Annotated in this window: 20 protein-coding genes and 1 riboswitch; of the genes, 4 read left to right on the top strand and 16 right to left on the bottom strand. The window is 36.0% G+C overall.

The genetic code is table 11. From position 1 onward, the window contains the following. Nucleotides 1–31: 31 nt before the first annotated feature. A complete protein-coding gene (locus I5J82_RS07060) occupies nt 32–3,352 on the bottom strand; it encodes a hypothetical protein (protein ID WP_198767239.1) in 3,321 nt (1,106 codons plus the stop codon). Between the two features lie 235 nt (nt 3,353–3,587). Between I5J82_RS07060 and I5J82_RS07055 the strand changes: the two genes are divergently transcribed. Both I5J82_RS07055 and I5J82_RS07050 read left to right on the top strand, forming a co-directional pair. Next, nucleotides 3,588–4,607: an acyltransferase gene (locus I5J82_RS07055; protein ID WP_198767238.1), complete on the top strand. Its 1,020-nt coding sequence runs from the start codon at nt 3,588–3,590 to the stop codon at nt 4,605–4,607. An 88-nt stretch (nt 4,608–4,695) separates the two neighbouring features. Further along, nucleotides 4,696–6,096, top strand: coding sequence for a hypothetical protein (locus tag I5J82_RS07050; protein ID WP_198767237.1), 1,401 nt, complete (start codon nt 4,696–4,698; stop codon nt 6,094–6,096). 60 nt (nt 6,097–6,156) lie between these two features. On the opposite strand, the gene I5J82_RS07045 is transcribed toward I5J82_RS07050, so the two are convergent. From I5J82_RS07045 to aac(6'), 7 genes are all read right to left on the bottom strand, one after another. Next, on the bottom strand, nt 6,157–7,335 hold the full coding sequence (locus tag I5J82_RS07045; RefSeq protein ID WP_198767236.1) for an alanyl-tRNA editing protein: 1,179 nt from the start codon (nt 7,333–7,335) through the stop codon (nt 6,157–6,159). A gap of 114 nt (nt 7,336–7,449) precedes the next feature. Further along, nucleotides 7,450–8,214: a MerR family transcriptional regulator gene (locus I5J82_RS07040; RefSeq protein WP_198767235.1), complete on the bottom strand. Its 765-nt coding sequence runs from the start codon at nt 8,212–8,214 to the stop codon at nt 7,450–7,452. 151 nt (nt 8,215–8,365) lie between these two features. After that, complete coding sequence (locus tag I5J82_RS07035; RefSeq protein WP_198767234.1) at nt 8,366–8,941, bottom strand: DUF2238 domain-containing protein; 576 nt, start codon at nt 8,939–8,941, stop codon at nt 8,366–8,368. A gap of 7 nt (nt 8,942–8,948) precedes the next feature. Beyond that, a complete protein-coding gene (locus I5J82_RS07030; RefSeq protein WP_332873680.1) occupies nt 8,949–9,272 on the bottom strand; it encodes a GtrA family protein in 324 nt (107 codons plus the stop codon). A gap of 70 nt (nt 9,273–9,342) precedes the next feature. Next, a complete protein-coding gene (locus I5J82_RS07025) occupies nt 9,343–10,380 on the bottom strand; it encodes a glycosyltransferase family 2 protein (protein WP_198767232.1) in 1,038 nt (345 codons plus the stop codon). A 19-nt stretch (nt 10,381–10,399) separates the two neighbouring features. Next, on the bottom strand, nt 10,400–12,079 hold the full coding sequence (locus I5J82_RS07020; protein ID WP_198767231.1) for a DUF6044 family protein: 1,680 nt from the start codon (nt 12,077–12,079) through the stop codon (nt 10,400–10,402). A 254-nt stretch (nt 12,080–12,333) separates the two neighbouring features. Beyond that, entirely contained in the window at nt 12,334–12,777 is a 444-nt protein-coding gene (gene aac(6'), locus I5J82_RS07015) for an aminoglycoside 6'-N-acetyltransferase (protein WP_198767230.1), read from the bottom strand. A 340-nt stretch (nt 12,778–13,117) separates the two neighbouring features. Between aac(6') and I5J82_RS07010 the strand changes: the two genes are divergently transcribed. After that, nucleotides 13,118–14,218, top strand: coding sequence for an AbrB family transcriptional regulator (locus I5J82_RS07010; protein WP_198767229.1), 1,101 nt, complete (start codon nt 13,118–13,120; stop codon nt 14,216–14,218). Between the two features lie 74 nt (nt 14,219–14,292). Here the strand turns inward: I5J82_RS07010 and I5J82_RS07005 are convergent, their stop codons facing one another. The 3 genes from I5J82_RS07005 to I5J82_RS06995 are packed head-to-tail and all read right to left on the bottom strand — an operon-like array spanning nt 14,293 to nt 16,255. Beyond that, complete coding sequence (locus I5J82_RS07005; RefSeq protein WP_332873636.1) at nt 14,293–14,757, bottom strand: aminoacyl-tRNA deacylase; 465 nt, start codon at nt 14,755–14,757, stop codon at nt 14,293–14,295. 14 nt (nt 14,758–14,771) lie between these two features. Beyond that, a complete protein-coding gene (locus I5J82_RS07000) occupies nt 14,772–15,323 on the bottom strand; it encodes a DUF6944 family repetitive protein (protein ID WP_198767228.1) in 552 nt (183 codons plus the stop codon). Nucleotides 15,324–15,379: 56 nt separating this feature from the next. Beyond that, nucleotides 15,380–16,255 carry a chemotaxis protein gene (locus I5J82_RS06995; RefSeq protein WP_198768940.1) on the bottom strand — a complete coding sequence of 292 codons (876 nt, stop codon included), beginning with the start codon at nt 16,253–16,255 and terminating at the stop codon, nt 15,380–15,382. Between the two features lie 98 nt (nt 16,256–16,353). Between I5J82_RS06995 and I5J82_RS06990 the strand changes: the two genes are divergently transcribed. Beyond that, nucleotides 16,354–16,956, top strand: a complete 603-nt coding sequence (locus I5J82_RS06990; RefSeq protein ID WP_198767227.1) for a DUF2238 domain-containing protein — start codon at nt 16,354–16,356, stop codon at nt 16,954–16,956. Between the two features lie 425 nt (nt 16,957–17,381). Here the strand turns inward: I5J82_RS06990 and I5J82_RS06985 are convergent, their stop codons facing one another. The 5 genes from I5J82_RS06985 to I5J82_RS06965 form a co-directional block, all read right to left on the bottom strand. Further along, entirely contained in the window at nt 17,382–18,179 is a 798-nt protein-coding gene (locus I5J82_RS06985; protein ID WP_198767226.1) for an energy-coupling factor transporter transmembrane component T family protein, read from the bottom strand. Continuing rightward, entirely contained in the window at nt 18,163–19,614 is a 1,452-nt protein-coding gene (locus I5J82_RS06980; RefSeq protein WP_198767225.1) for an ABC transporter ATP-binding protein, read from the bottom strand. Before I5J82_RS06980 ends, I5J82_RS06985 begins: the two co-directional genes overlap by 17 nt. A 13-nt stretch (nt 19,615–19,627) precedes the next feature. Continuing rightward, complete coding sequence (locus I5J82_RS06975; protein ID WP_198767224.1) at nt 19,628–20,209, bottom strand: ECF transporter S component; 582 nt, start codon at nt 20,207–20,209, stop codon at nt 19,628–19,630. Between the two features lies 1 nt (nt 20,210). After that, nucleotides 20,211–20,915 carry a thiaminase II gene (tenA, locus tag I5J82_RS06970; protein WP_198767223.1) on the bottom strand — a complete coding sequence of 235 codons (705 nt, stop codon included), beginning with the start codon at nt 20,913–20,915 and terminating at the stop codon, nt 20,211–20,213. A gap of 84 nt (nt 20,916–20,999) precedes the next feature. Beyond that, nucleotides 21,000–21,107, bottom strand: a riboswitch (TPP riboswitch). Nucleotides 21,108–21,240: 133 nt separating this feature from the next. Beyond that, complete coding sequence (locus tag I5J82_RS06965; protein WP_198767222.1) at nt 21,241–22,170, bottom strand: manganese-dependent inorganic pyrophosphatase; 930 nt, start codon at nt 22,168–22,170, stop codon at nt 21,241–21,243. Nucleotides 22,171–22,207 lie beyond the last annotated feature (37 nt).

The raw sequence follows: 22,207 nt of genomic DNA, 5'->3' as shown, positions 1-22,207 counted from the left end.
ACTTCATTAATCCCCCTTATTAGAAGAGAAGTTATTTCCACTCTCCAAACCAATGTTTCCATTTATTTAAAATTATATCCTTTAATGGTGGAGAATCAATTCCTTTTTGTTTCTTGAATTCATTATAACTAGCAAAACCTATGAGAAGGATACCTGTTAATAATAAGTATACCCACCATGGCATGTTCCCCCAATATGGACGTGTTTGAACCAAAACATTCAGAAGTAGTACGATCAATCCAGTAAAGAAATAACTTTTTTGTTTTGAGATAAATCCATAAATGATACTAGCGAATGATAAAGAACCTAGTATGATCGCATCCATGACTTGATAGCTATCTATCGCATCGATCATCAATGTTATCCCTATGATACCAAGCAACACATATTGAATCACATTAGCTATATGTTCCGAAATGTCCCACATTTTTCTTGTGATCACATAACTTAATAAAATCCAAGGAAGTACCATTAATTCAGTTTGAATAATCACTGGGATCTCGAATTGATCAAGAAGTGAGTAATAAGAAAACAGGACAAGTATGCTAGAACACGTTTGGAGTATTTTCTTTCCAATCAAAACATCCAACAACCGGTTTCCTTGTACATAAAAAAGAATAGCAAGTATGACTAGACCAATCGTTGTTAACACATTTTCTGATCGCACCAATCCTGTAAGTACATAAATCATTCCAAAAACTGCAAAGAAATCAAATTGAAGATAATCTGATTTTTTGTATAACGTTGTAAAGAAATACATACCAGCAAGTGAAATCGAAATTCCAGAAATGTACCAAGCGAGTGAATACATTTCTGTAGCCATATTATTCATCACTATCCAATCTTCTATATCTATCATTAAATAGATCAGCAATATTACAGATGCGTACGTCCAGTATCTCTTTAACGATTGATAGAACAAGATGAATCCGATTAAGACAAGAGCATGGATTATAAGATAGACCTCACTATACTCTCTAATCGTAATATATTCTCCCAAGAAAATGACGGAAAAAGGTACAATGAAGAGCCTTAATCGCTTTTTCCATTCATTGTTAAAAATAAAGTAGAAACCAGCTAGAAGTATACTGTAAATAACAGGACCTTCATTCGTCACCCATTCTCTAATAAAGTAATGGAAACCAATTGCTAAGAATATCAAGCTAGCATAAAGATTATATCTGATCTCTAACTCCTTGCGAGCAAGGAACACGTAAATTCCATACACGACCGCAAGTAGAATGAACGGAGCTGCTGAAGTTGTTACAAGTAAAGCATAAAAGCCTATGAGTAAGGTAATGAAGTGAGAAACTGCCTTCGTAGGATATTCACTGCTTGAGTCGATCTTTTGTAATACCTCGCTACTCATTAATAACAAATAGGAAATGATGATGAACGCATAAACGGATCCCTCAGTACCCAATGTAAATCCAAGGAGTTCCGCCACATGATTAAGTGCAAAGAATAATGCAATCTGTATACCAGAGAACCCAATCGCCCACTTAAAATGTTTAGTGAAAAACCATAATACTATCATTAGGAAAATAGACGAGAGAATCTTTAGCCATGTAAAATCAGTTTCGACTAAAGTAACCAGGAAATTTAAAGTCGTCGTTATGGTTGTTATAGAAATAAATGAAGTCGCAAGCTGCTTCTGCTTTCTTTTCCAAAGATAGACTACTAAAGTGACGACACTGGCCAAAAGTAAAGAGTAAGATAAAGTCGGTGATGGCAAGTACTTCATCCCCACAAGGCAGACAGTAAAAAAAGTAAAAATGGGTACAAGCCAGGTGGCTAATACTCTTTCTTTTCCATTTTCAATTAAGAAATGACGAACAGATAGTATGATTAAAATAACAGAAATCATACTTCCTTGACCATAATGATCGAACTCCAAGGATAATAGAAAACTAATAAATAATCCTCCACCGCCTACTATTAGGCTTGCTCTCTTCAGTGGTTTGAGATACTGTCCAATAGAATAAGATAATGCGCTTGAGATACCGATTGCTAGAGTCCAATAATCTTCAAAGCGATCACCGGTCACATGATACACTTCCATAAACGCACAGAATAGATAAAACGGTGCCAAATATTTAAAGAAGGAAAACGTAGAGTTGTAGCTTAAGAATATAAAGTTACCAGCTAAAACAAGATACCCTAATAACAACCACACACTGCCTTCTCCTACAGACAATAACACGCCTTCTACGGTTATATATAAGAAAGCAAGTATAGATATTACTCCATTAGCAAGCTGATAATATTTTTTTAATATTGTATCTGAAAAATTAGCAACCACCACTAATACGAGTGGTATAAGCACGATTAAGAACAAACGATATTCTATTAATAGAGAGTTTTGAATCAATTGATAAAGACCGTACGTGATAAAACCAATAAAGAAAAGTTCATATTCTTTTCTTTGATTTACCATTCTCATCGATAAATATAATACGGCAGTTAAGATTATATTGAAGCTTTGATAAAGTTGATTTTCAAATAGAATTAATATGAACAGCGTCGACAAAATCAAGTTAACTTGTATGAACAAAGGTATGATTTGAAGAAATATAGATTGCTTTGCTTTTTTGAAATGATATAAAAGAATAAACCCTACATTTCCTAATGCATAAACAAAGTAAAAAGCTTCCTTTGTTAAGCCAAACGAGAGGATTAAATACGCATACCCAATTGCAATAGCGACAAAAGTAAACCAGCTGAATAGTTTGGATTTAAAGTACATTCCAAAATAATAATAGATTGGGGCACAAACAACTGTCGTCATAACTCCTAATATATATCTTCCCTCGCCATAAAAACTGAGCCAACCCCCAAATAATTCAAAATAACCAGCTGAGAGTACGGTAATCGGGATAAAAAGAGCAAACAGAACAAAGAACGTAAAGGCAGTTTTTCTAATATGAAGTACTTTTTCCGAAAGTGCGCCTAGGCCACCAAATAATAAAGCGATACCTCCAACTAACATTGTTTTTGTAATGGAACTAAACACTTCCCAGTTGCTTGTAGCTAGAGTAAGTCCTCCTAATAAAAGCAGAATGACTCCCGCTGCCATAATGGTTGTAAGATTTCTTTCTCTTCTCTGTTCAGGTGTGATTTCCACTTTTGGCTTTGTTGGTGGAGGAGTTATTGTTTTTACTGTCTGTGGATTTTGTTTAGGTTCATCACTCGTAACTTCTGCTGTATGTACAATCGTATCGTTTATTTCTTTTCTTCTAACATCTTCTCTATATCTGTAATAACCATCAAGCACGTTTAAATAATCCTTCTTCTTTACATATCCTCCTTCTCTTAACTCGTTTAGATCTTTAATAAACCTGGACTGGTCCATCATACGGCCCCCTAATCTTCTCCTTTGTTGAATGTATGTAACAAAAATAAAAGAGATAACATGTAGTTACCTCTTTTCGTTATCGTACTTATAACAGTAATAATTTTACATTAATTACAATTCGGTGTCACTAAATACTGTTGATAACGTTCAGAGAATTTAACATAAAATGTTGGAACGTCAAAGAAATGTTCATACTGATAGTGGTGTATAAATTCTTAAAGGTGGCACAGAAATGGAACGTATTTATTCCATTGATTATATAAAATTTTTCGCGATTTTTGCTGTTGTTGTTATACATGTTTTTCCTCTGGATGGTTTTGCGGGTTATTTCATTATTGATAATGCAGCTAGGTTTGCTGTTCCCTTTTTCTTTGCAGCATCTGGTTACTTTTTTGCTCAAAAGATGAAACATGAAGATGTCCCTTTTCTCTATTTTAAAAGCTATTGTATAAAGCTGATTAAGCTCTATTTCGTATGGTTGATTTTTTACACCAGTTATGATGTTGTTCTTATCCTACAAGATAGAGTTCATATTGAGGAAAAACTGAGAGCATATTTTAAACAATTTACTTTATTAAATCTTCTTTATTATGGAAAAGGAACGAGCGGCTATCAGCTTTGGTTTTTGACAGCTTTAATTTGGTCAACGTTCGCTGTTTATATATTTTTTAGGTTTAAACAAATAACTGTACTCTTTATGATTAGTTTTTGTTTAAACTTGATCGGCCTATTAGGTCAGGCATATACAATGTTTGTTAAATTACCTATTAACAGCACTCGTGATGCAATGTTCTTTGGGTTGTTTTACACGACACTTGGGGCATTGTTCGCATTAAATAGTAGACTGAGCGGCTTAAATAAAGTAAGTGGTCAGACGTTTTTGGGTTTAGCTCTTATCGGTGTAGTTGTTCAAGCAATGGAGGGTTATATATTAGATAAAGTATTGTCAGGTAGCCATGGCGAATACTTTTTCTCAACGATTCTTTTAACAGCGTTTTTATTTTTATTTGCCCTTAATTATAAATCGCTAGGAAAAGGTTTATATGTAACAAAAGTAGGAGCTAATGCTTTAGGCATATATATCATTCACGTGTTTTTATTAGATGTGTTTAATAAATTTATTAAATTTGTAAATTTAGATCATATATCGGAGAACTTTTTCTGGAATTTGTGCTATACCCTTTTTATCTTTATAAGCTCATATTTCACTTATGATTATCTTCAAAAAATAAAACGCAACATAAAGCAGTAAAAGTTCCCTTCACCCCTTTTCCTCCCCATCATATTCTGTATTACATTACGAAAGGGCTAATCACCCATTTCACAGGGGAGGAATACAGATGGGCGTTGAACTTACAGCGCTGCATTGGATTTATGTTGTGTTTATCGGTTTAATTATCGGCTTTATGGTGAAAAGACGGGATACGACTCTGATCTGTATTGTTGGTATTTTTTTAATTGCTATAACAGCAACAGGTTCATTAAGTGGTTCGGTCAGCAGTATATTTAATAGTTTCATTTATGCGATCACCGAACTTCTACCTACGATTCTCGTTATCTCCATTATCGTTGCCATGAGTAGAACCCTCACCACAACAGGAATTAATGATGTGATGATCTCACCGTTTTCTAAACTTATACGTACACCGGCACTTGCTTATTGGACGATAGGTATTCTGATGATGATCATTTCGTGGTTTTTCTGGCCTTCCCCAGCGGTCGCACTTATGGGAGCAGTACTTCTTCCTGTAGCCATTCGTGTTGGTCTTCCTGCTCTAGGAGTAGCCATGGCCATGAACTTGTTTGGTCACGGTATAGCTCTTTCAGGTGATTTTATCATTCAAGCTGCTCCAAAATTAACGGCTGATGCTGCTGGTCTTCCGGTCAGTGAAGTAATAGATGCGAGTATTCCGCTCGTATTTGTAATGGGACTGGTTACTACAATAGCGGCATTTTATTTTCTAAAGCGAGATTTGAAGTCAGGTAAATTGAATAGCACGACGGGGGTAACAGCTGAAACGGTAAAGGAAACAACTGCTCAAGAGTTAAGTTTATTGTCACAGAGACAGAAGCGGTTCTTTGCTCTGTTTATTCCGTTAATGTTTGCTCTTGATGTCGCAGCCATGTCAATTCTCAATTTACAAGGCGGAGATGCAACAGCGCTGATCGGTGGGACCTCAGTCTTTATCCTTCTTTTAATTACGATGGTGAGTCATAAGAATAAGGGTTTAGAAAAAACAACTTCTTATTTAATTGATGGTTTTCAATTTGGATTTAAAGTTTTTGGTCCTGTAATCCCAATTGCAGCGTTCTTTTATCTTGGTGACTCAGGTTTTGCTAAAATTATAGGTGATTTTCTTCCAAAGACGTCTCATGGAATTGTGAACGATCTTGGTGTAGCACTTGCATCTATTGTTCCGTTAAGCAAGGAGATTGGTGCCATAACTTTAACAGCTGTAGGAGCCATTACAGGTCTAGACGGTTCTGGTTTTTCAGGAATTTCGTTAGCAGGCTCGGTTGCGAACATATTTGGAACAGCAATTGGTGCAGGTGCCGCTACACTGACAGCATTAGGTCAGATCGCAGCCATTTGGGTTGGTGGCGGAACTTTGGTGCCTTGGGCATTAATTCCTGCCGCGGCGATTTGTGGAGTCGATCCGTTTGAACTGGCTAGAAGAAACTTAAAGCCGGTTACCATTGGCTTAGTTGTTACAACGATTGTTGCGATTTTCTTAATATAAGAAAAAGAGGAGTGTGGCGATGTGCCTCACTCCTTTTCTGCTGTAACATCTTTTGTTTGATCATAAATCCTTAGAAAGTTTCTCCCGAGCAAATTCAACAAAACGTTGCATGTCTTCTTTTGAAGAAAAACCAGCTTGAGCGGATGTATCGCTTCCGCCCCCCTTACCGTTGAATGAGCTAAGGTTTTCTTTGAAAAATTTGCCGCACTGAATTTCGTTTGTTCCATTATGCATTAATATAATACGATTATCTTGTATTGAAGCAAATAAAACGAATAACTCATTTTCATTTACTATTTTATTTGCAAGCTCTTTTGTATCATCAAACGATTTTCCTTCAAATACATACGTAAGGAAATCATTTGTTACATGTGTAAGAAGTTCTTTTGCTAAATAACTATTATTCTCTTCTTTAAGTCGCTTCATTTCCGTTTCCATATCTAGCTGATCAGCTTCCCATTTTTCTATACGATTTAAGACATCATTTCGGCCGGTGTTAAATTTAGCAGATATCAATCCAAGGATCTTCAAACTCTCATTATAATCAACAAGTGCTCGTCGTCCGCATTTAAAATATAAACGTGTGGCACCTTTTTGTTTCTCAGCTTTGAATAGTTTTACGATTCCAATTTCAGCTGTTGAACGAACATGCGTGCCTCCGCAAGCATTGTGTTCAATGCCTTCAATTTCAACAATTCGTATGTGCTCTGTAACTTTGGGCATTTTCAATAATGGTAATTGTTGAAGCTCTTCATCGGTAACAAAGTAAGTATGTACCGTTCTGTTTTTATAAATTTCTTCATTAACTGCTTGTTCGAGCCTATCCATTTGATTCTGATTCAGCGTATCAATCTCGATATCAATCGTTGCATATTCTGTTCCCAGATGAAAACTGAATGTGCGTGCCTTAAATAAGGAATAACAAACAGCTGATAACAGATGCTGTCCGCTATGATGCTGCATGTGGCCAAACCTTCTTTCCCAATTCAACTTACAATTTACCGAAGATGTTTCTGGCAGCCTGTCCAATTGGTGAATCACTTCATCCTTTTCAATAAAAACGTCCAAGACATTTATACCATTGATATTCCCAGTATCATTCGGCTGGCCGCCACCTGTAGGATAAAAAGCGGTACCCTCTAAAACAACAAAAAAATTTCCGTCTTTTTCAAATGATTTCTTTATGGATGTTTCCCATTCGGTTTTATACGGTGAAGAATAAAATAGTTTTTCAGTCATGTCATGTCATCCCTTCTTACACTCTTCTCTTAGTTTAAACGAACCTGGGTAATGAATAAAACAAAAAGAAGATAACCTTAGATGGTTATCTCCTTTACTGGTCTTGCTAAATCGCTAATTTCTCTTCCCTGTATAAATGTGGATCGCATCTCTTAAAAATTTCGCCGTCCCTGGCTGCTCTTTATCATAATATGCCGTGAAACGATTGTCATCCACATACATCTGTGCAAGACCCGCATGTGCTTCTTCGCTGTATTCGTTCCAGTACAACATCAGCCATTGTTTATGAAGATCAGCTGCTTTTTGAGCCAGTTCTCCTGCAGGATCACTTGTTTCAAAGGCTTTAGCAAGTGTCGTGTGAATTTCTTCAGCAAGTTTCGTAGCTTTTTCATGCTCACTTTGAGTCATATTTAATACTTTTTTATTTGATTGATCGACAACTTGATCACCATATTTCTCACGAATCTCTTTACCATATTTTTGTTCGTTCTCTTCAACCATTTGCTTTTTAAATCCTTCAAATTTCTCTTTATCTGTCATCGTTATTCTCCCTTCGTTAGCTGCGATTGTCTGTTCCACATTCTCGATTAGACGGTCTAACTGTTCTCGTTTGTTCAGGAGTTTTTCACGGTGTTCTTGGAGCGCTTCAGCTGCATTGAATGCTGGTGATGTTATGATTTCCTTTATTTGATCTAATGGAAGCCCGAGTTCTTTGTAAAATAAAATTTGCTGTAGTCTATTCACTTCAGCCTCACCATATATGCGGTATCCTGACGAGTTGATTCTTGCCGGCTTAAGAATTTCAATCTCATCATAATAACGTAATGTTCTTGTGCTGACTCCCGCTAATAAACCAAGCTTCTGAATGGTGTATTCCATGTGATCACCTCCTGACAATTCTCACTTTACACCTTTACGCAACGTGAAGGTCAATAGGAATTCTAAAAAATTTTTTAAACAAATTCTTAAAATAAAAAAACGCATATTCATCTGTAATATGCGTAAAATGTTTTTTTGTGTGGTTGTTTGTTTAAGACATCTTAAATCTTTTTTTTGTTTTCACTGCTGCAATAGCTGCTATAACGATTGATCCTGCCGTATCGGCAATTAAATCAACCATCGTATCAAAGTTTCCTCCGCCTTGTAAGGTCATATTAAAAAATTGATCCATGCTGAATTCATAAATCTCCCACACAACCCCGCCAAAAACGGAAAAGGCAAGTACGAATAAGAATACGAGCCAATAAGAAATATCATTCCTACTATGTTGATGTGTCATTCGTTCATAAAGAGCGATTGCCACAAATGCCAATAATGCACCACTTAATAGGTGTAAGAAGGTATCCCACCAGCCTAAATGGTAAAAGCCTAATATGGACCCTAAATATTGTGAAGCAAATAAAAAGGCAAAATAAGAAATCATAATCGGCATATTAAACTTTATTTTCGTAAAAAGGATTAAGCATAACGGAATAAGTCCGCAAAATATTGCCCCAAATGCAACTTGATAACTATGTGTTTCATCTTTCGTAAAATAATAAAAACATAGGTAAGCCATAAATATGACGTACGCAGCACTTAGTATTAGGAGAAATTTACGTTTCACGACATGGTCACCTCGTTTTATTAAAAACCAAATATTTCTGTCCGAAATAATTCATTAGGGTATATAGACAAGCTCCGAACAATACGGAAGCTTCTTTATTCGTAACTAGTCTGAAGCTTGTATCGTTAAGTATTCCAGACCATAGTAAATTGCTCATACCATAAGCGCCAAAATAGGAAATTAAAATAACCGCTGTAAAGCGTATACCACTTACTCCCAATGAAGTGTTGCTTTTAAATGTGAAATTGCGGTTTAATATATAACTAACAACAGCACCACAAGTGTTGCCAATAAATGTAGACAACCAATAGCTCATTCCAATTCCGTTCATTAAGAGAAAAATGATAGAGAGCCCAATGCACGTATTTACGATGCCAACTAATAAAAAGCGGATAAAGGTGTTAGTTGGTTTCAGGAAGTTTTCGAAGGTTGATATTATATGATTCATCTTTTACTCTCTGTGTATTTGTTAGTGGAAGTGGGTGTGTAAATGTTTTTGAATCGATTTCAACAATGTACTTTGGCCGGCGCTTTGACTCTTTATATATCTTTCCTATATATTCTCCAATAAGCCCTATCCCTATGAGTTGAAGCCCCCCAATCAGCCATATGGATGTAATGAGCGAAGTCCATCCTGTTTCGGTGTCTCCGATCCATTTTAAGGAGATGAAATATATTCCGAATAATAAGCTGACAAAGAAAGAAACAAGACCTGTAATTAAGACGAATCTAATGGGAGTTACAGAAAAAGAAGTAATTCCATCGAATGCAAAATATAGCATCTTTTTTAACGGATATTTTGTCTCACCTGCTAGGCGCTCTTTTCGATCATAGAATACAGAGGTTGATTTATAACCAATTAAAGGCACAATACCTCGTAAAAACATATTAACTTCCTCGAATTTTTCAAGTTCTTGTAGGGCTCTTTTACTCATTAAACGGAAGTCCGCATGATTATAGACAAGGTTGACACCCATTTTGTTCATCAATTTATAAAAGAATTCTGCAGTACTGCGCTTAAAAAATGTGTCACAATCTCTTTTTTTCCTTACACCATATACGATGTCATGCCCTTTTTTAAACATATCAACAAATGTCGGAATTACATGAATATCATCTTGAAGATCAGCATCAATGGATAAAACACAATCAGAAGTATCCTTTGCAGTAAAAAGGCCAGCTAGTAAAGCATTCTGATGTCCAACATTGCGAGAAAGTTTTAAGCCTCTAATATGACTTTCTTTTAAACTTCCTTTATGGATGATCGACCAAGTTAGGTCCTTGCTGCCATCATCTACAAACAACAAGTTACTTTCACTTGATATCTGTTCCTCCGCTATCATTGTCATCAAAAGTTTATGCAAAGAATCAATCGTTGTAGATAATACCTCTTCCTCGTTGTAACAAGGAACAACAATCGTCAAAACCGGTTGTTTCATATGTGCACCTCCTGGCTGTTTACTTCGCTTTGTATAAATGAATTTTCCACGCTGCTGTATCAGATTGAAACACCTTTTCTAGCTGCAACCCTATATTCGCAGCATGATCGATTGGGAGAGCTGAAAATATATATTCCCCGCCTAATTGTTTAAAAGGCTCGATATTAAGCTGGAGATTGTTCAATCTTTCTGTCGAATCCTTTTTAAACATATAATGTTTCCCAAGTTGATCGGTAAAAATATAGCAGCGTCCACCCCATTCATCAAAATACGTACGAAGTCTTTTGTTTTTTTGGAGTTCCTTCTCCATTATTTCCCGAAAGGCGTATTTGTATGTTAATGGGTAAAAATTGTTATACGTATCAAGCGTATAAAAACCGTTATATTGTGCAATTGCAGGATGAATTCCAATACTAGCAACACTGTAACTTGCCAATGGTTTTGCTATGTATTCTTCAATCTCCTGAAACAAGTCTTCCGCATAAAATTCTTTAACACTCGGCTTTTTTCTATAAATAATTTCATCGTTAAACAGACAAAGGATGATAATTTGCCCTATGATAAAGTAAGGAATCGTGTTTTTTAGTACCTTGCCATGATTCATAATTATCTTCAGACCGAGAGCGAATCCCATATATATAACTAAGGGGCGTAAAAAGTGAAACCTTGCAAAATTAAACGTGTCCATAAAATGAAAACGTTCTGTTAATGGCAGCCAGCCTTTATAGAACCAAAAGGCGTACCAAGCTGATAATGCAAAATTAAAAACAAATAAAAAAACAAAAACTTTCTCCTGCTTCCATAGTCTCTTAAACAAGACTAAAAATAACGCAAGTATAGTTGCGAAAAGTATAAACAAACCATGAACTGTCATTACATGTGTATGTCCAAGCACAAAGTTTTTAAACGTGAGTCTCGTCACCCACCAAAAAGGTAATCGCGCATGAAAATATTCATCTCTTGTATTTGGTTCATCATCAAAGATAAACGAATAGACAAGCCGATATTCAATCACGAGAAAAACGGAAGTCATAAAGACAATGGAGAAGAAAAAACGCCAATTCCACCCTTTTCCTCGAATAACATCCACAAACCAAAAAATTCCTAAGGCAAATAAAAAGAAGAAAAAACCGAGCACAAAACTTGAGTAAAACGGAAGCAGTGAGAGAACTAGATAGTTTCTCCATGCTTTTTCTCCATTACGAATATTAAGAAATGCCCATAATGCTAAAGGCATACCAAGTGTACTTAGCATTCCAGACGGCCAGAATGGAGTAAGCGCAAATGCAAGTGCTGTACCGATCGTAATCAAGGTGTATTTTTGTTCAGGTAAATAATGTTTTTTTAATAGTAAATACATGCCGATAAATGCGAAAACCCGAGTGATCGCTTGGCTGATAATATAAGCGGTCATAGTTGGGAAAATGGCATGCAACCAAACAATTCCGCTAAACTCTGTTCCTAGTGCGTTTCTTTGGAGACCGTTAATAATTTGCGGAATCGTTGAATTTACATTTCCAAACAACATGCCGCTCTCTTTAAGTACCTTATACCAAGCAATGTTGGAATCAAGATTATCATGGACACGAATGTGTGCATTTTCACCCAATATGAGTAGGGGAGATAAATATAAAAGGATAACGAAAAATGCAAAATATAAACATTTACGTTCGAAAGGATTAACGTTTTTAAAAAACACTCATAACACCCCATCATTTAAATAGAGTCGATTAACAGGTTTCACATATTAAAAACTTTGTATACTCTAAATTTATCCATTAAAAAAAGACACTATGATGTGCCTTTAATGCTTCCCGCAATTCTGTGTATTCTTTTAATTAGCTGTTATCGCAACTTGTTAAGTGTCTCACCTATCTAGTTATAGTGGCTAGCCCCTCGAGTCCAAAACCAATGGTCTGTGATGAGTAAAGTGCACCTTCCTAACCGATTCACTTATTTTATATCTTTAATGAATGCGATCAAACGATTTGCTTCTTTAAAACCCACGCTCGTATGAAAGTGATAACTTGTATCATTGGATAACTCAATATCAGAACCTATTTGTTTGCATCCTTTAGTTTTTAACCAACTCTCCCCTTTAGTAATCAGTTTGTTGGATATTCCTTTCCTTCTATGATCAGGTTTTACATAAATTCCTTCCACAAAACCTGTAGGACTGGATAGGGATCCTTCCACATAGTCACTTCTAATCGAAACATGAATAAATGCAATAGGTTCAGCGTGAATTAAATATACGATCACTTTATCTTTTTTTGAGTTTAGAAGTTGTTTGAACTCTTTTCTCAATTCACTGAATGTATTGTCAGGCCATAATGCTAAAGCCAATTCCGTCAATGAATCAAGATTGTGTTCACTTGCTTCCCTAATCGATTCCATGGTCCACACTCCTGTTTTAATTGGTAGATATTTTATTTCGACAAACGCTCATGTAAAATCCTTCATAACAAAGTGTCTTTATGTCACTAAAATAGTAAGCAACTTCTTTCCATTTTTACTCATATTGCTTTATAGTCAAAGATAATTATAGGGTTATTTTGGAAAAGAGGAGTTATTGGTGAAGTTTACTATTAAGCTAATCTTCCTTTTTGTAGGATTAATAATCTTTAGTTATGGAATTGCCATGAGCGTTCAAGTGAAATTGTATGTGTAGATTTAAATTTTTAAAAAAAGGAAGTTTGTTAATTAACGAAAGCAAACATAAGAAGAAGGTTATACAATGAAATTTAAAAGTTTAAAGCAATATAAAAGTTTTCAACTCTTCATCACTATGACAATTGCCTTTTTAGGAGGTTTATTATTCAATGTGTTTAATTGGCCGATTCCTTGGCTCTTAGGTACAATGGCTGCCGTATTGATTGTAAATCAACTAAGTTGGATCCCTTTATATTGGCCAGTTTTTTTAAGAAATACGGGTTTGATCATAGTTGGTTATTCAATCGGTTTAACGTTTACAAAAGATACGTTAAAGCTTATGATCACTCACTTGCCTTCTATGGCATTTATGACGGTCTTATTATTATTAATCTGTTCAGGGATGGCCTTTATAATATCTCGTACTACATCCATCAATTTCCCGACTGCACTTACCAGTTCAATTCCTGGTGGTCTATCACAAATTATTACTTTTGCAGAAGAGACTAAGGGGATTGATATTACAACCGTTACGTTTTTTCAAGTGACACGTCTCATCGTTATCATATTCGCTGTTCCCTTTCTGATTTTCAGTCCGATTTTTTCCTCAGGAAGTTCCGCTATTATTCCTGATGTGATTTCGGAAGGAACCTCTTCTGCCTTTTTTCCACAGATTATTCTATTTGGACTATTTTCTGTTGGGATGGCGCTTGTAGGAAAAAAAATAAAACTTCCTACTGCTTTTTTACTCGGACCTATTCTTGGGATTGCAGCTTTAAATATAGTTGATTTAACTGGCCCTCCCCTTCCTGGTTCAATACTTGATGTTTCTCAATTTTTAATCGGAGGCTATATAGGATTATTATTAAAGCCTGAAAAGCTTAGAAAAAAAGCCAGTATGATCCCAATAGCGTTGATCAGCGGATTCATGTTGGTAAGTATCGCACTTCTTTTGAGTCTTTTGCTGACCTATCAATTTAACTTTTCTTTCATAACTAGTTTCTTGAGCATGGCACCTGGTGGAGCAGATCAGATGGGGATTATCGGACACGAATTAGAAGCGGATGTTACGATGATTACAGGTTATCAACTTTTCCGCATTCTATTTATCTTTTTTGCAGTACCTCCTCTCTTAAAATGGGTCTTGCGCGCTCAAATGCATAAAATGATTTCAAAAAATGATTAATACTTCACTTTGTTAGATACTAAAACATCCCATCATTCTTCAATGGGATGTTTTTTTGGAGTACTATTAAGTTTTTATTTTCTAATTCTGACGACTTGTCCACTGTTTGCTTGTAACATACTAATTGTTTCGATCCTTATCAAAGAACATGGTGAGCCACCGCCTGTGTATATGTATGGAAGCTGTGTTACATTCGGATCAACTAAAAATGTGGCTTTGAAACCAAAAGACGGAACACCTCCGGCAGGAAATCCTGTAAGAGCTAAAATTTCATCCTCAGTTGCTAGACGAGGGCGTTCAATATTCAAAGCTTTTCCAACACGTGTGGTGCTCACCCGGTCTTCTCCTTTAACAATCGCTAAGATAAGCTGTTCATTAGTATCTAAAAGGCATATATTTTTCACAAAATCATTTTCAGAACCATTTATAGCTTTGGCAGCATCCTGTACAGAATGGCATGATTCCATTAAAACTATATGATTTGCATCTAAATGATTCTCAATTATAAAACTATTAATTGCACGATGATAATGTTCCACATTTACACCCCCTTTTACTGACGAGGTAATGCTGAAATTACGGCACCGACTGCCTGAATCCAACTTCCTGCAAATATTAAGGATTCACTATAACTTTTATCTTCATTCGGATGGTCAAGTTCATATTTTCCACCTAGTGCCTGTAAGGAGTTTCCAGCTACTTGCAGTAAATTTGAAATAATGGTTATCCCTTGATTAGAGGCTGAATCGCCTAGTTCGTTTTCGAATTCAACACCTAGGACAACCCCTGCCCCAAATGCTTGTAATAGGTTCCCTTTAATATTCAAGACTTGAGAAGTATCATCTTCTAATGGTAAGACCATACCTGCGATTACCGTCGTATTTCCAATGGCTTGGACTTCATTTCCGATTCTCTTGAGGCTAAACGGGATTTGTCCATCTGCAATTAAACCATTTCCAGTAGCTTGGAGAACATTTCCTATTAAATCAAGATCTTCCTGAAACTGATCGCTCAAGACCGAAATCGGCGTGTTGGCAATTGCTGATATGACCGTTCCAATTGCCTGTATAACACCGCCAATTTGTTGTTTTTGTTGATTATCCATTCGGCAACCGTCCATTTAATGAGATGTTTTAATGTATTCGTGGACGAGAAGAAACGTTATTTTCGCTGAGACGCTAAGTTTAACTGTTTCCATATTTCAGCCAAATCATCACCAATGGCATGAATGACTTCATTCGTTTTAAAGTAATGGTTATGAGAAAGAGGTGTTGAACTGCTTATTAATCCGCCGCTATTAATTTCTTTATCAACTGCAATTGCTCCATTATAAGAGTCGTTGATTGTTTTTAATGGATAGCCGAATACGTCATCTTTATCGTACATATTTACCCACTTCCCTTGAAGATCAGGATGATGATTCCTTAAATATGGTGACGGAACCTGAATGGGCTTATCAAAATCTGCATATCGAAGACTCCACAAAGCTAGAGGGCTTCCTAACGAATAAAAGCTTGTTAGAGTCTCACCTTTTTCTAAAGGAGTCGCCTGCATATTTGGCATAACACTTTCAGAGATTCGTTCAGGAATGAATTGAAGATCATAAAAATAATTACTTGTAATAACGGTACCTAAACTATGAGCAATTACAAAGAGTGGAGCATCTTCACCAGCAACTTCACCTAATTTCCGAAGACCTCTTGCATAAACCTCATGCACTCTAATATAGTTCGGATTGTGATTAACTGCAGGCTGATAGGCGATTGCATCTCCAAAAAAGTGGATAACAAATTGTCTTAATTGCTTATAATCTAAATCGCCTTCTTTATTAAGGTTTTTCCATAAAAGTGATTCCCTTTCGTTGAATACACTTCCCCAATAAATAGGTTGGATAATTAGCTCTTCTTCAGGTGTTGCATAAAAGGGTTTAATCATCTGAGAGAATCTCTTTGTAAGGGTCTCAATAAACAAATCCGAAAATTCCTCGCTTTGATTTCCAATGCCATGAAGAATGGCCACTGCGATTTTTTTAGTCACGATCAATCACATCCTCCTATAAATGTCTTCAAGCGCTCAGAACAGAATATGTTTCTAACTTATTATAAATACTAATGTTAGATTGTGAGGGATTGCTTATGAAAGTTAACAAAATCCATGTGTTTCTATTAATTATCGTTTCCTTCTTTTTTCTATGGTCACTAATTAAACCTGCACATTATCCAATATGGATATTGGAAGTTGCTCCATCTGTTTTAGCCCTGATTATTATTTTCTTCCTATACAAAAAGCTAAAATTCACTACTCTTACATATTGCATCATTGCTTTATTAACGATTTTAACTTTCATAGGTGGACACTATACGTATGACGATGTGCCCTTATTTGATTGGCTGCAGAACCATTATGATTTGAAACGTAATCACTATGATCGCTTCGGTCATTTTATGAAAGGATTGTTGGCGATTGTTATACGAGAGGTGCTTCTTATAAACACACCTTTGTCTATTGGAAAATGGGTTCAATTTATTGCCATTAGCATAACGTTGGCAATTGCTGCTCTCTATGAAATTGTTGAATGGAGCGCGGGCAAGATTGCAAATCGCGAAACAAAAGATTTTGTAGGTGCTCAAGGAGATATTTGGGACGCTCAATGGGACATGTCACTTACATTACTTGGATCGATCATCGCCTTGCTATTGCTCACTTCATGGCATAACAAATTTATTCAAAAAAGATAAGGGTTTTGATGGTGTTGTTTCATTAGTATTAGATCAATAGGTAACAAATCCTTCTAATGTTTTCCCTTTTATTGTCCTATACAAAACTGAGGTGAGTAGATGCTGAAGCTATATTCGATCTTTTGTACATTTATTGCGGGTTTTCTGCTTTTTTTTCTTGGTCTGGTTATTTAAAAGAAGAATTTAATAGTAAAGAATTTCGCGGAAACATTGTTAAAAAAGAAAGAACTGAGAAAGTAATAAGTATTGGGAGTTCATTTGTAACAGAACCACAATACACTCTTTTTTTTGAGAATGGCAAGAAGTTACATGTACCGAACGCTATATATATAAAGGCTAAAGAAGGCAGCCATATCGTGCTGATGAAACAGAAAGATAACATCACTTTAAAACAAATAAGAGACTGAAATCTAAGTTTCAGTCTCTCATTCGGGTAAGAATCTAACATCAGTATTTGGAAGAAACGGATTATGGATAGAAAGAAAATAAGCTAGTCCTAACATGATGATAAAATAACTTATGAAAAATAGATCATTTCTCGAAAAACCGATCTCATAATAATAAGTTCTCTTTCGATCCGTCTGAAATCGTTTTGCTTCCATTGAAACGGCAATGCGATAAGCTCTGCGAATACTCTGCGATAATAATGGAATCGCGAGCCTCTGCATTCTTTTTAGGAAGTGATTCTTTTGTTCTAATCCTCTCACTCTTTGAGCATTTATAATGATTTGGTATTCCTCAATCATAATAGGAATTAATCGTATGGCCGCCATAAAACTATAAGCAAACTTGGGAGGTAGTTTAAGCTGTTGCATGAGAGAATAAAACAATCTGACTGGTTTAGTAGTTAAAGCGAATAGTAAGCCAAGCATTGCAAATGACAAAGCTCTAAATCCTAAATGAATTCCTCTTATCAAACTCTCTTCTGATACTTGTACATATGCCCATTTATAAAGAATCGTTTCTCCCTTTCCAAATAAGATCATGGAAGAAGAAGTTGAAAGAAAAACAAGCAAGAAAGGCAGAGATAGAAAAAGTAATTGCTTGTAAGAATATCCTGTGGCAAAGATAAACAGAAATAAGATCACAAATGAAAAACCAACCATATAATTCAGATCATGAATGGTGATGGCAAATACGAACAAACCCAATATCGTTAATAGTTTTAAAGAAGGATTTATGCTGTGTAACCAGGTGTGTTTGCCATTAAATAATGAGTTCATGCAGAATCTCCTTCTCGACTTTTGTGCTTTTGTTGAGTTGATGATCAGTTACAATTTTACCGTTCTGTACCTCCCATAAGCGTGTTGCAAACTGATCTGTAATATGGCGATCATGTGTGACCATTAGAATGATCGTTCCTTTTTGACGCTCTTTCTCAATCCATTCTAAAATTTCGAACGTGTTTATGGAGTCTTGACCAAAAGTTGGTTCATCAAGAAGTAAAATGATTGGTTTTTGCAAAAAAGCGGTTGCCACACTTAGACGTCTCTTCTGACCGACAGAGAGGTGGTAAGGATGTTGGTCCTTCTTACTCATCAATTCAAGAGAAGAGAGTATCTCTTTTGCATTTGTTTCAATTTCCGGCTCGTTTTGTAAACCATAGGTAACTTCGTCGAATACCGAATGAGTTAAAAATTGATATTCTGGATTCTGAAATACGAGGTAAACCTGTCCAGATATATCTTTCGTTTTTTGAATACGTTTCTCATTCAAAAGATAGATTCCAGATGTTTTAATGAGCTGCATTAAAGCTAACAATAATGAACTCTTTCCTGCCCCATTTTCACCCATTATCGTAATCCATTCTCCTGATTGAACTACAATATCATCTACCTCTATTTTTATTTCTCTATTTTGATACCCTTTAAAATTTTGTAGCTTCAGAGCGTTCTGATATTCAATCTTATTTACCGCGATCGGGTTTCGTTTATATTCGGTCCATGCACCAGGGTACCAAATTCCATACTCTTTGATTTTTTCCTTATAATGAGTAAAGACCATCGAAGTGTTGCCATCAGCAAGAACTTCACCATCTGGTGTAAATACAATAAGACGATCAGCTATATCCAGAATTTTGTCAATTTTATGTTCAACAATAATCAACGTTTTATCTTTCCATATTCTTTTAACCGTTTCCCAAATTTGTTCTGTTCCCTTTTCATCAATAAAAGCGGTTGGCTCATCTAAGAATATGACATCCGGTTCTAGCGCTAATACAGAGGCAATCGCTAATCGTTGCTTCATTCCACCTGATAGATGTTGAATCGGTGTATGAATGTTATCAAGTTCAAGCCCAACCTCTTTTAATAGGGAACAAATCTTGCTTTCCATCTCCTCTCGTGGCACTTCCAAGTTCTCAAGTACAAATGCTAATTCTTCATCAACATATGGCATACAGAACTGGGTATCAGGATCTTGAAATACAAATCCCCATTGATCAGGGATTTGTATTTCCTCACACTTCATAGGAATGTCTATTGTTCGTGGTACTAAGCCTGAAAGAACTTGCAATAGTGTGGACTTGCCACATCCGGAGGTGCCAAGAAGAAGCACTTTTTCACCACGATTAAAAGACAAACTCAAATCTTTAAACAGCATTTCCGATTCACCTGGAAACTTTAATCTTAAATTCTTAACAGATGTTATACTTGTCATCTAACCACCTCTGTTATTGATTTAATGCGTCATGATCCTTTTTTGACGAAGATCGTACTAAATTCGTCACACCTGTAGCTTCTAAAGCTTTTACGATAGAAACGGCAAACAACCCTGTAAATAATATAGAACCGATTAATCTAAAAACGATAAATAAGGTAAGGTTCCATGTTGAAAGATCCCCAATATATCCCTTGTAAAAGTCCATGATTAAAGATCCTGCACATGAACTTAACGCTGCGAGCGAAATGACAAAAAGGTCAAACCGTTTATAGCCAAATGCGAACAGGATAAATTCTGCAAACAATCCTTGAATGAGTCCGTATAGTAACACTTCAAGTCCAAACTCAGAACCCATTAAAAATTCTCCAGAAGAGGCAGCGATTTCCGCTAATAGTGCAACTCCAGGTTTACGAATAATTAAAAACGCAACCGTCGCTGCCATGAACCACATCCCATATATCAACTGATCGATGTGTAGACCAATTGGTTTAACAGCATAATAAAGAGGTCCCCAAATCTTATACAAGATACCAAATGCAATAGAGATGACTACCGTTACAAGGATATCCGTTAACTTTAACCCTTTTTGCATTCTACCCTTCACTCCCGATCGTGGCTGGATTCAGACTGAATGGAATCGGCCATTTTTCCAATGTATAAGCCATCTCCCAAAAAGAATATTCGTACTGACAACTGATTAAGAAATGTTGAATCATTTTGCTTTTTTCCTGGTCACTTGCGTTTTCAGCCAATTGATTCAATCTATCGATCTGTTCATTTACCAGTTCTGAGAACCATTCACCGCCATATGCAGCGATCCACTCCTGATAGATCGGCTCTTGTGGTTTTGCTCCTTTAAACGTTTCACCTATTTCTTGATAGATCCAATAACATGGTAGAATGGCAGCGATAATTTCTCCTAAGCTTCCAGACTCTGCCACTCGGTAAAGGTGTGATGTATAATGATAAGCAGTTGGAGCGGGTTCAAAACTTGTCAGTTCTTTCTCTGTCACCCCCAACTGTTTCATAAACGTCTCATGAAGTCCTAACTCAGCGTCACTAGTACCTTGTGCATGTACCGCCATCCTAGAAGTCGTATACAAATCCTCAGCTCTTGCAGCGCCCATCGCTTGTATTCTTGCAAAATGAGATAAGTAATATGAATCTTGTAAAACGTAGTATCTGAAGCATTCTAATGAAAGGTCACCATCTGCAATTCCTCTTACAAATGGATGTTGAAGGTTTGCTTCCCAAATAGAAGCGGCTCTTTCTCGTAAAATATCGGTAAATGTGTTCATATGAATCCTCCTTGTTTTATCCAACAAAAAAACCACTCTCAGCTAAGAAAGTGGTTGTATTTGGAGAATTCAAGAAATAAATAAGACTCCGCAACACCACTTCCCTACGCTGGTATAATCCAGATCAGGTTCTAAGAGTCTCAAAGTTACACTTTGATCTCAGCCTTATAAAAGGCACCCCTAGTGGTTCGTTTTTATGTAGTTGGTTTCTGTCTTAAATGATAGCAGTCTCATTTAGATTGTCAACTGTTTTTAAGAAGCACGACATTTATATAGCAAAGAAAGGGCAAAGCCTTAGTATGGCTTTACCCTTTAGAATCTTCATTTATTTGCTCATCGCTTCTGTTAAAACAGGCACGATTTGTTTTTTACGAGAAACAACACCTTTAAGAACTGCTGTATTGTTTTCTAATTTAACGTTATATGCTTCTTCAACAGATTGTGATCTCTTACCAAGAGCTAAGGCTGTAGAGTCATTTGTTAAAATATCGGTTACAACAAACATAAATAGGTCTAGACCTTTGTCAGCAATAACTTTAGTGATCGCTGATTCCAAGTCTTCTTGATGTTGTAATACATCGCTAGCATCAACCGTATTTACTTGAGCAACTTCAATTTTGTTTTCTCCAATGTTAAATTCTTTAGCATCAAGTGAAATCAATTCTTCAACTGATTTATCACTTAGGTCTGCACCTGCTTTTAGCATTTCTAAACCGTACTTTTCCGCATCTACTCCAGCAATTTCAGCAAGCTCGCGTGCCGCGGCAACATCTTCTTCTGTACAAGTAGGCGATTTAAACAACAAAGAGTCAGAAATAATTGCAGAAAGCATAAGTCCTGCAATGTTTTTCTCAACTTGAATACCTTTCTCTTTGTACATCTTGTTTAAGATTGTAGCTGTACAGCCAACAGGTTCAGCACGATAGTATAAAGGGTCGCTTGTTTCAAAGTTCGCGATACGATGATGATCAATAACCTCTAATACTCTTACTTTATCAATGTCATTTGCACTTTGTTGACGTTCGTTATGATCAACTAAAATAACTGCGTTTGTTTCAGCAGAGACATGTTCAACTAAACGTGGAGTCTCAGCTTTAAAATAATCTAAAGCATATTGTGTTTCACCGTTAATTTCACCTAAGCGAATAGCTTCTACATTTTGTCCTAATTTAGACTTTAAGTCAGCGTAAACGAGTGCTGATGTAATCGTGTCAGTATCTGGATTTTTGTGTCCAAAAATAAGTACTTTTTCCATGCGTCTACTCCTTATAAATAAAAGAATTGTTTTTTAG

This window comes from Fictibacillus halophilus (assembly GCF_016401385.1).
GTDB lineage: Bacteria > Bacillota > Bacilli > Bacillales > Fictibacillaceae > Fictibacillus > Fictibacillus halophilus.
This window is presented reverse-complemented; position numbering and strand designations above follow the sequence as displayed.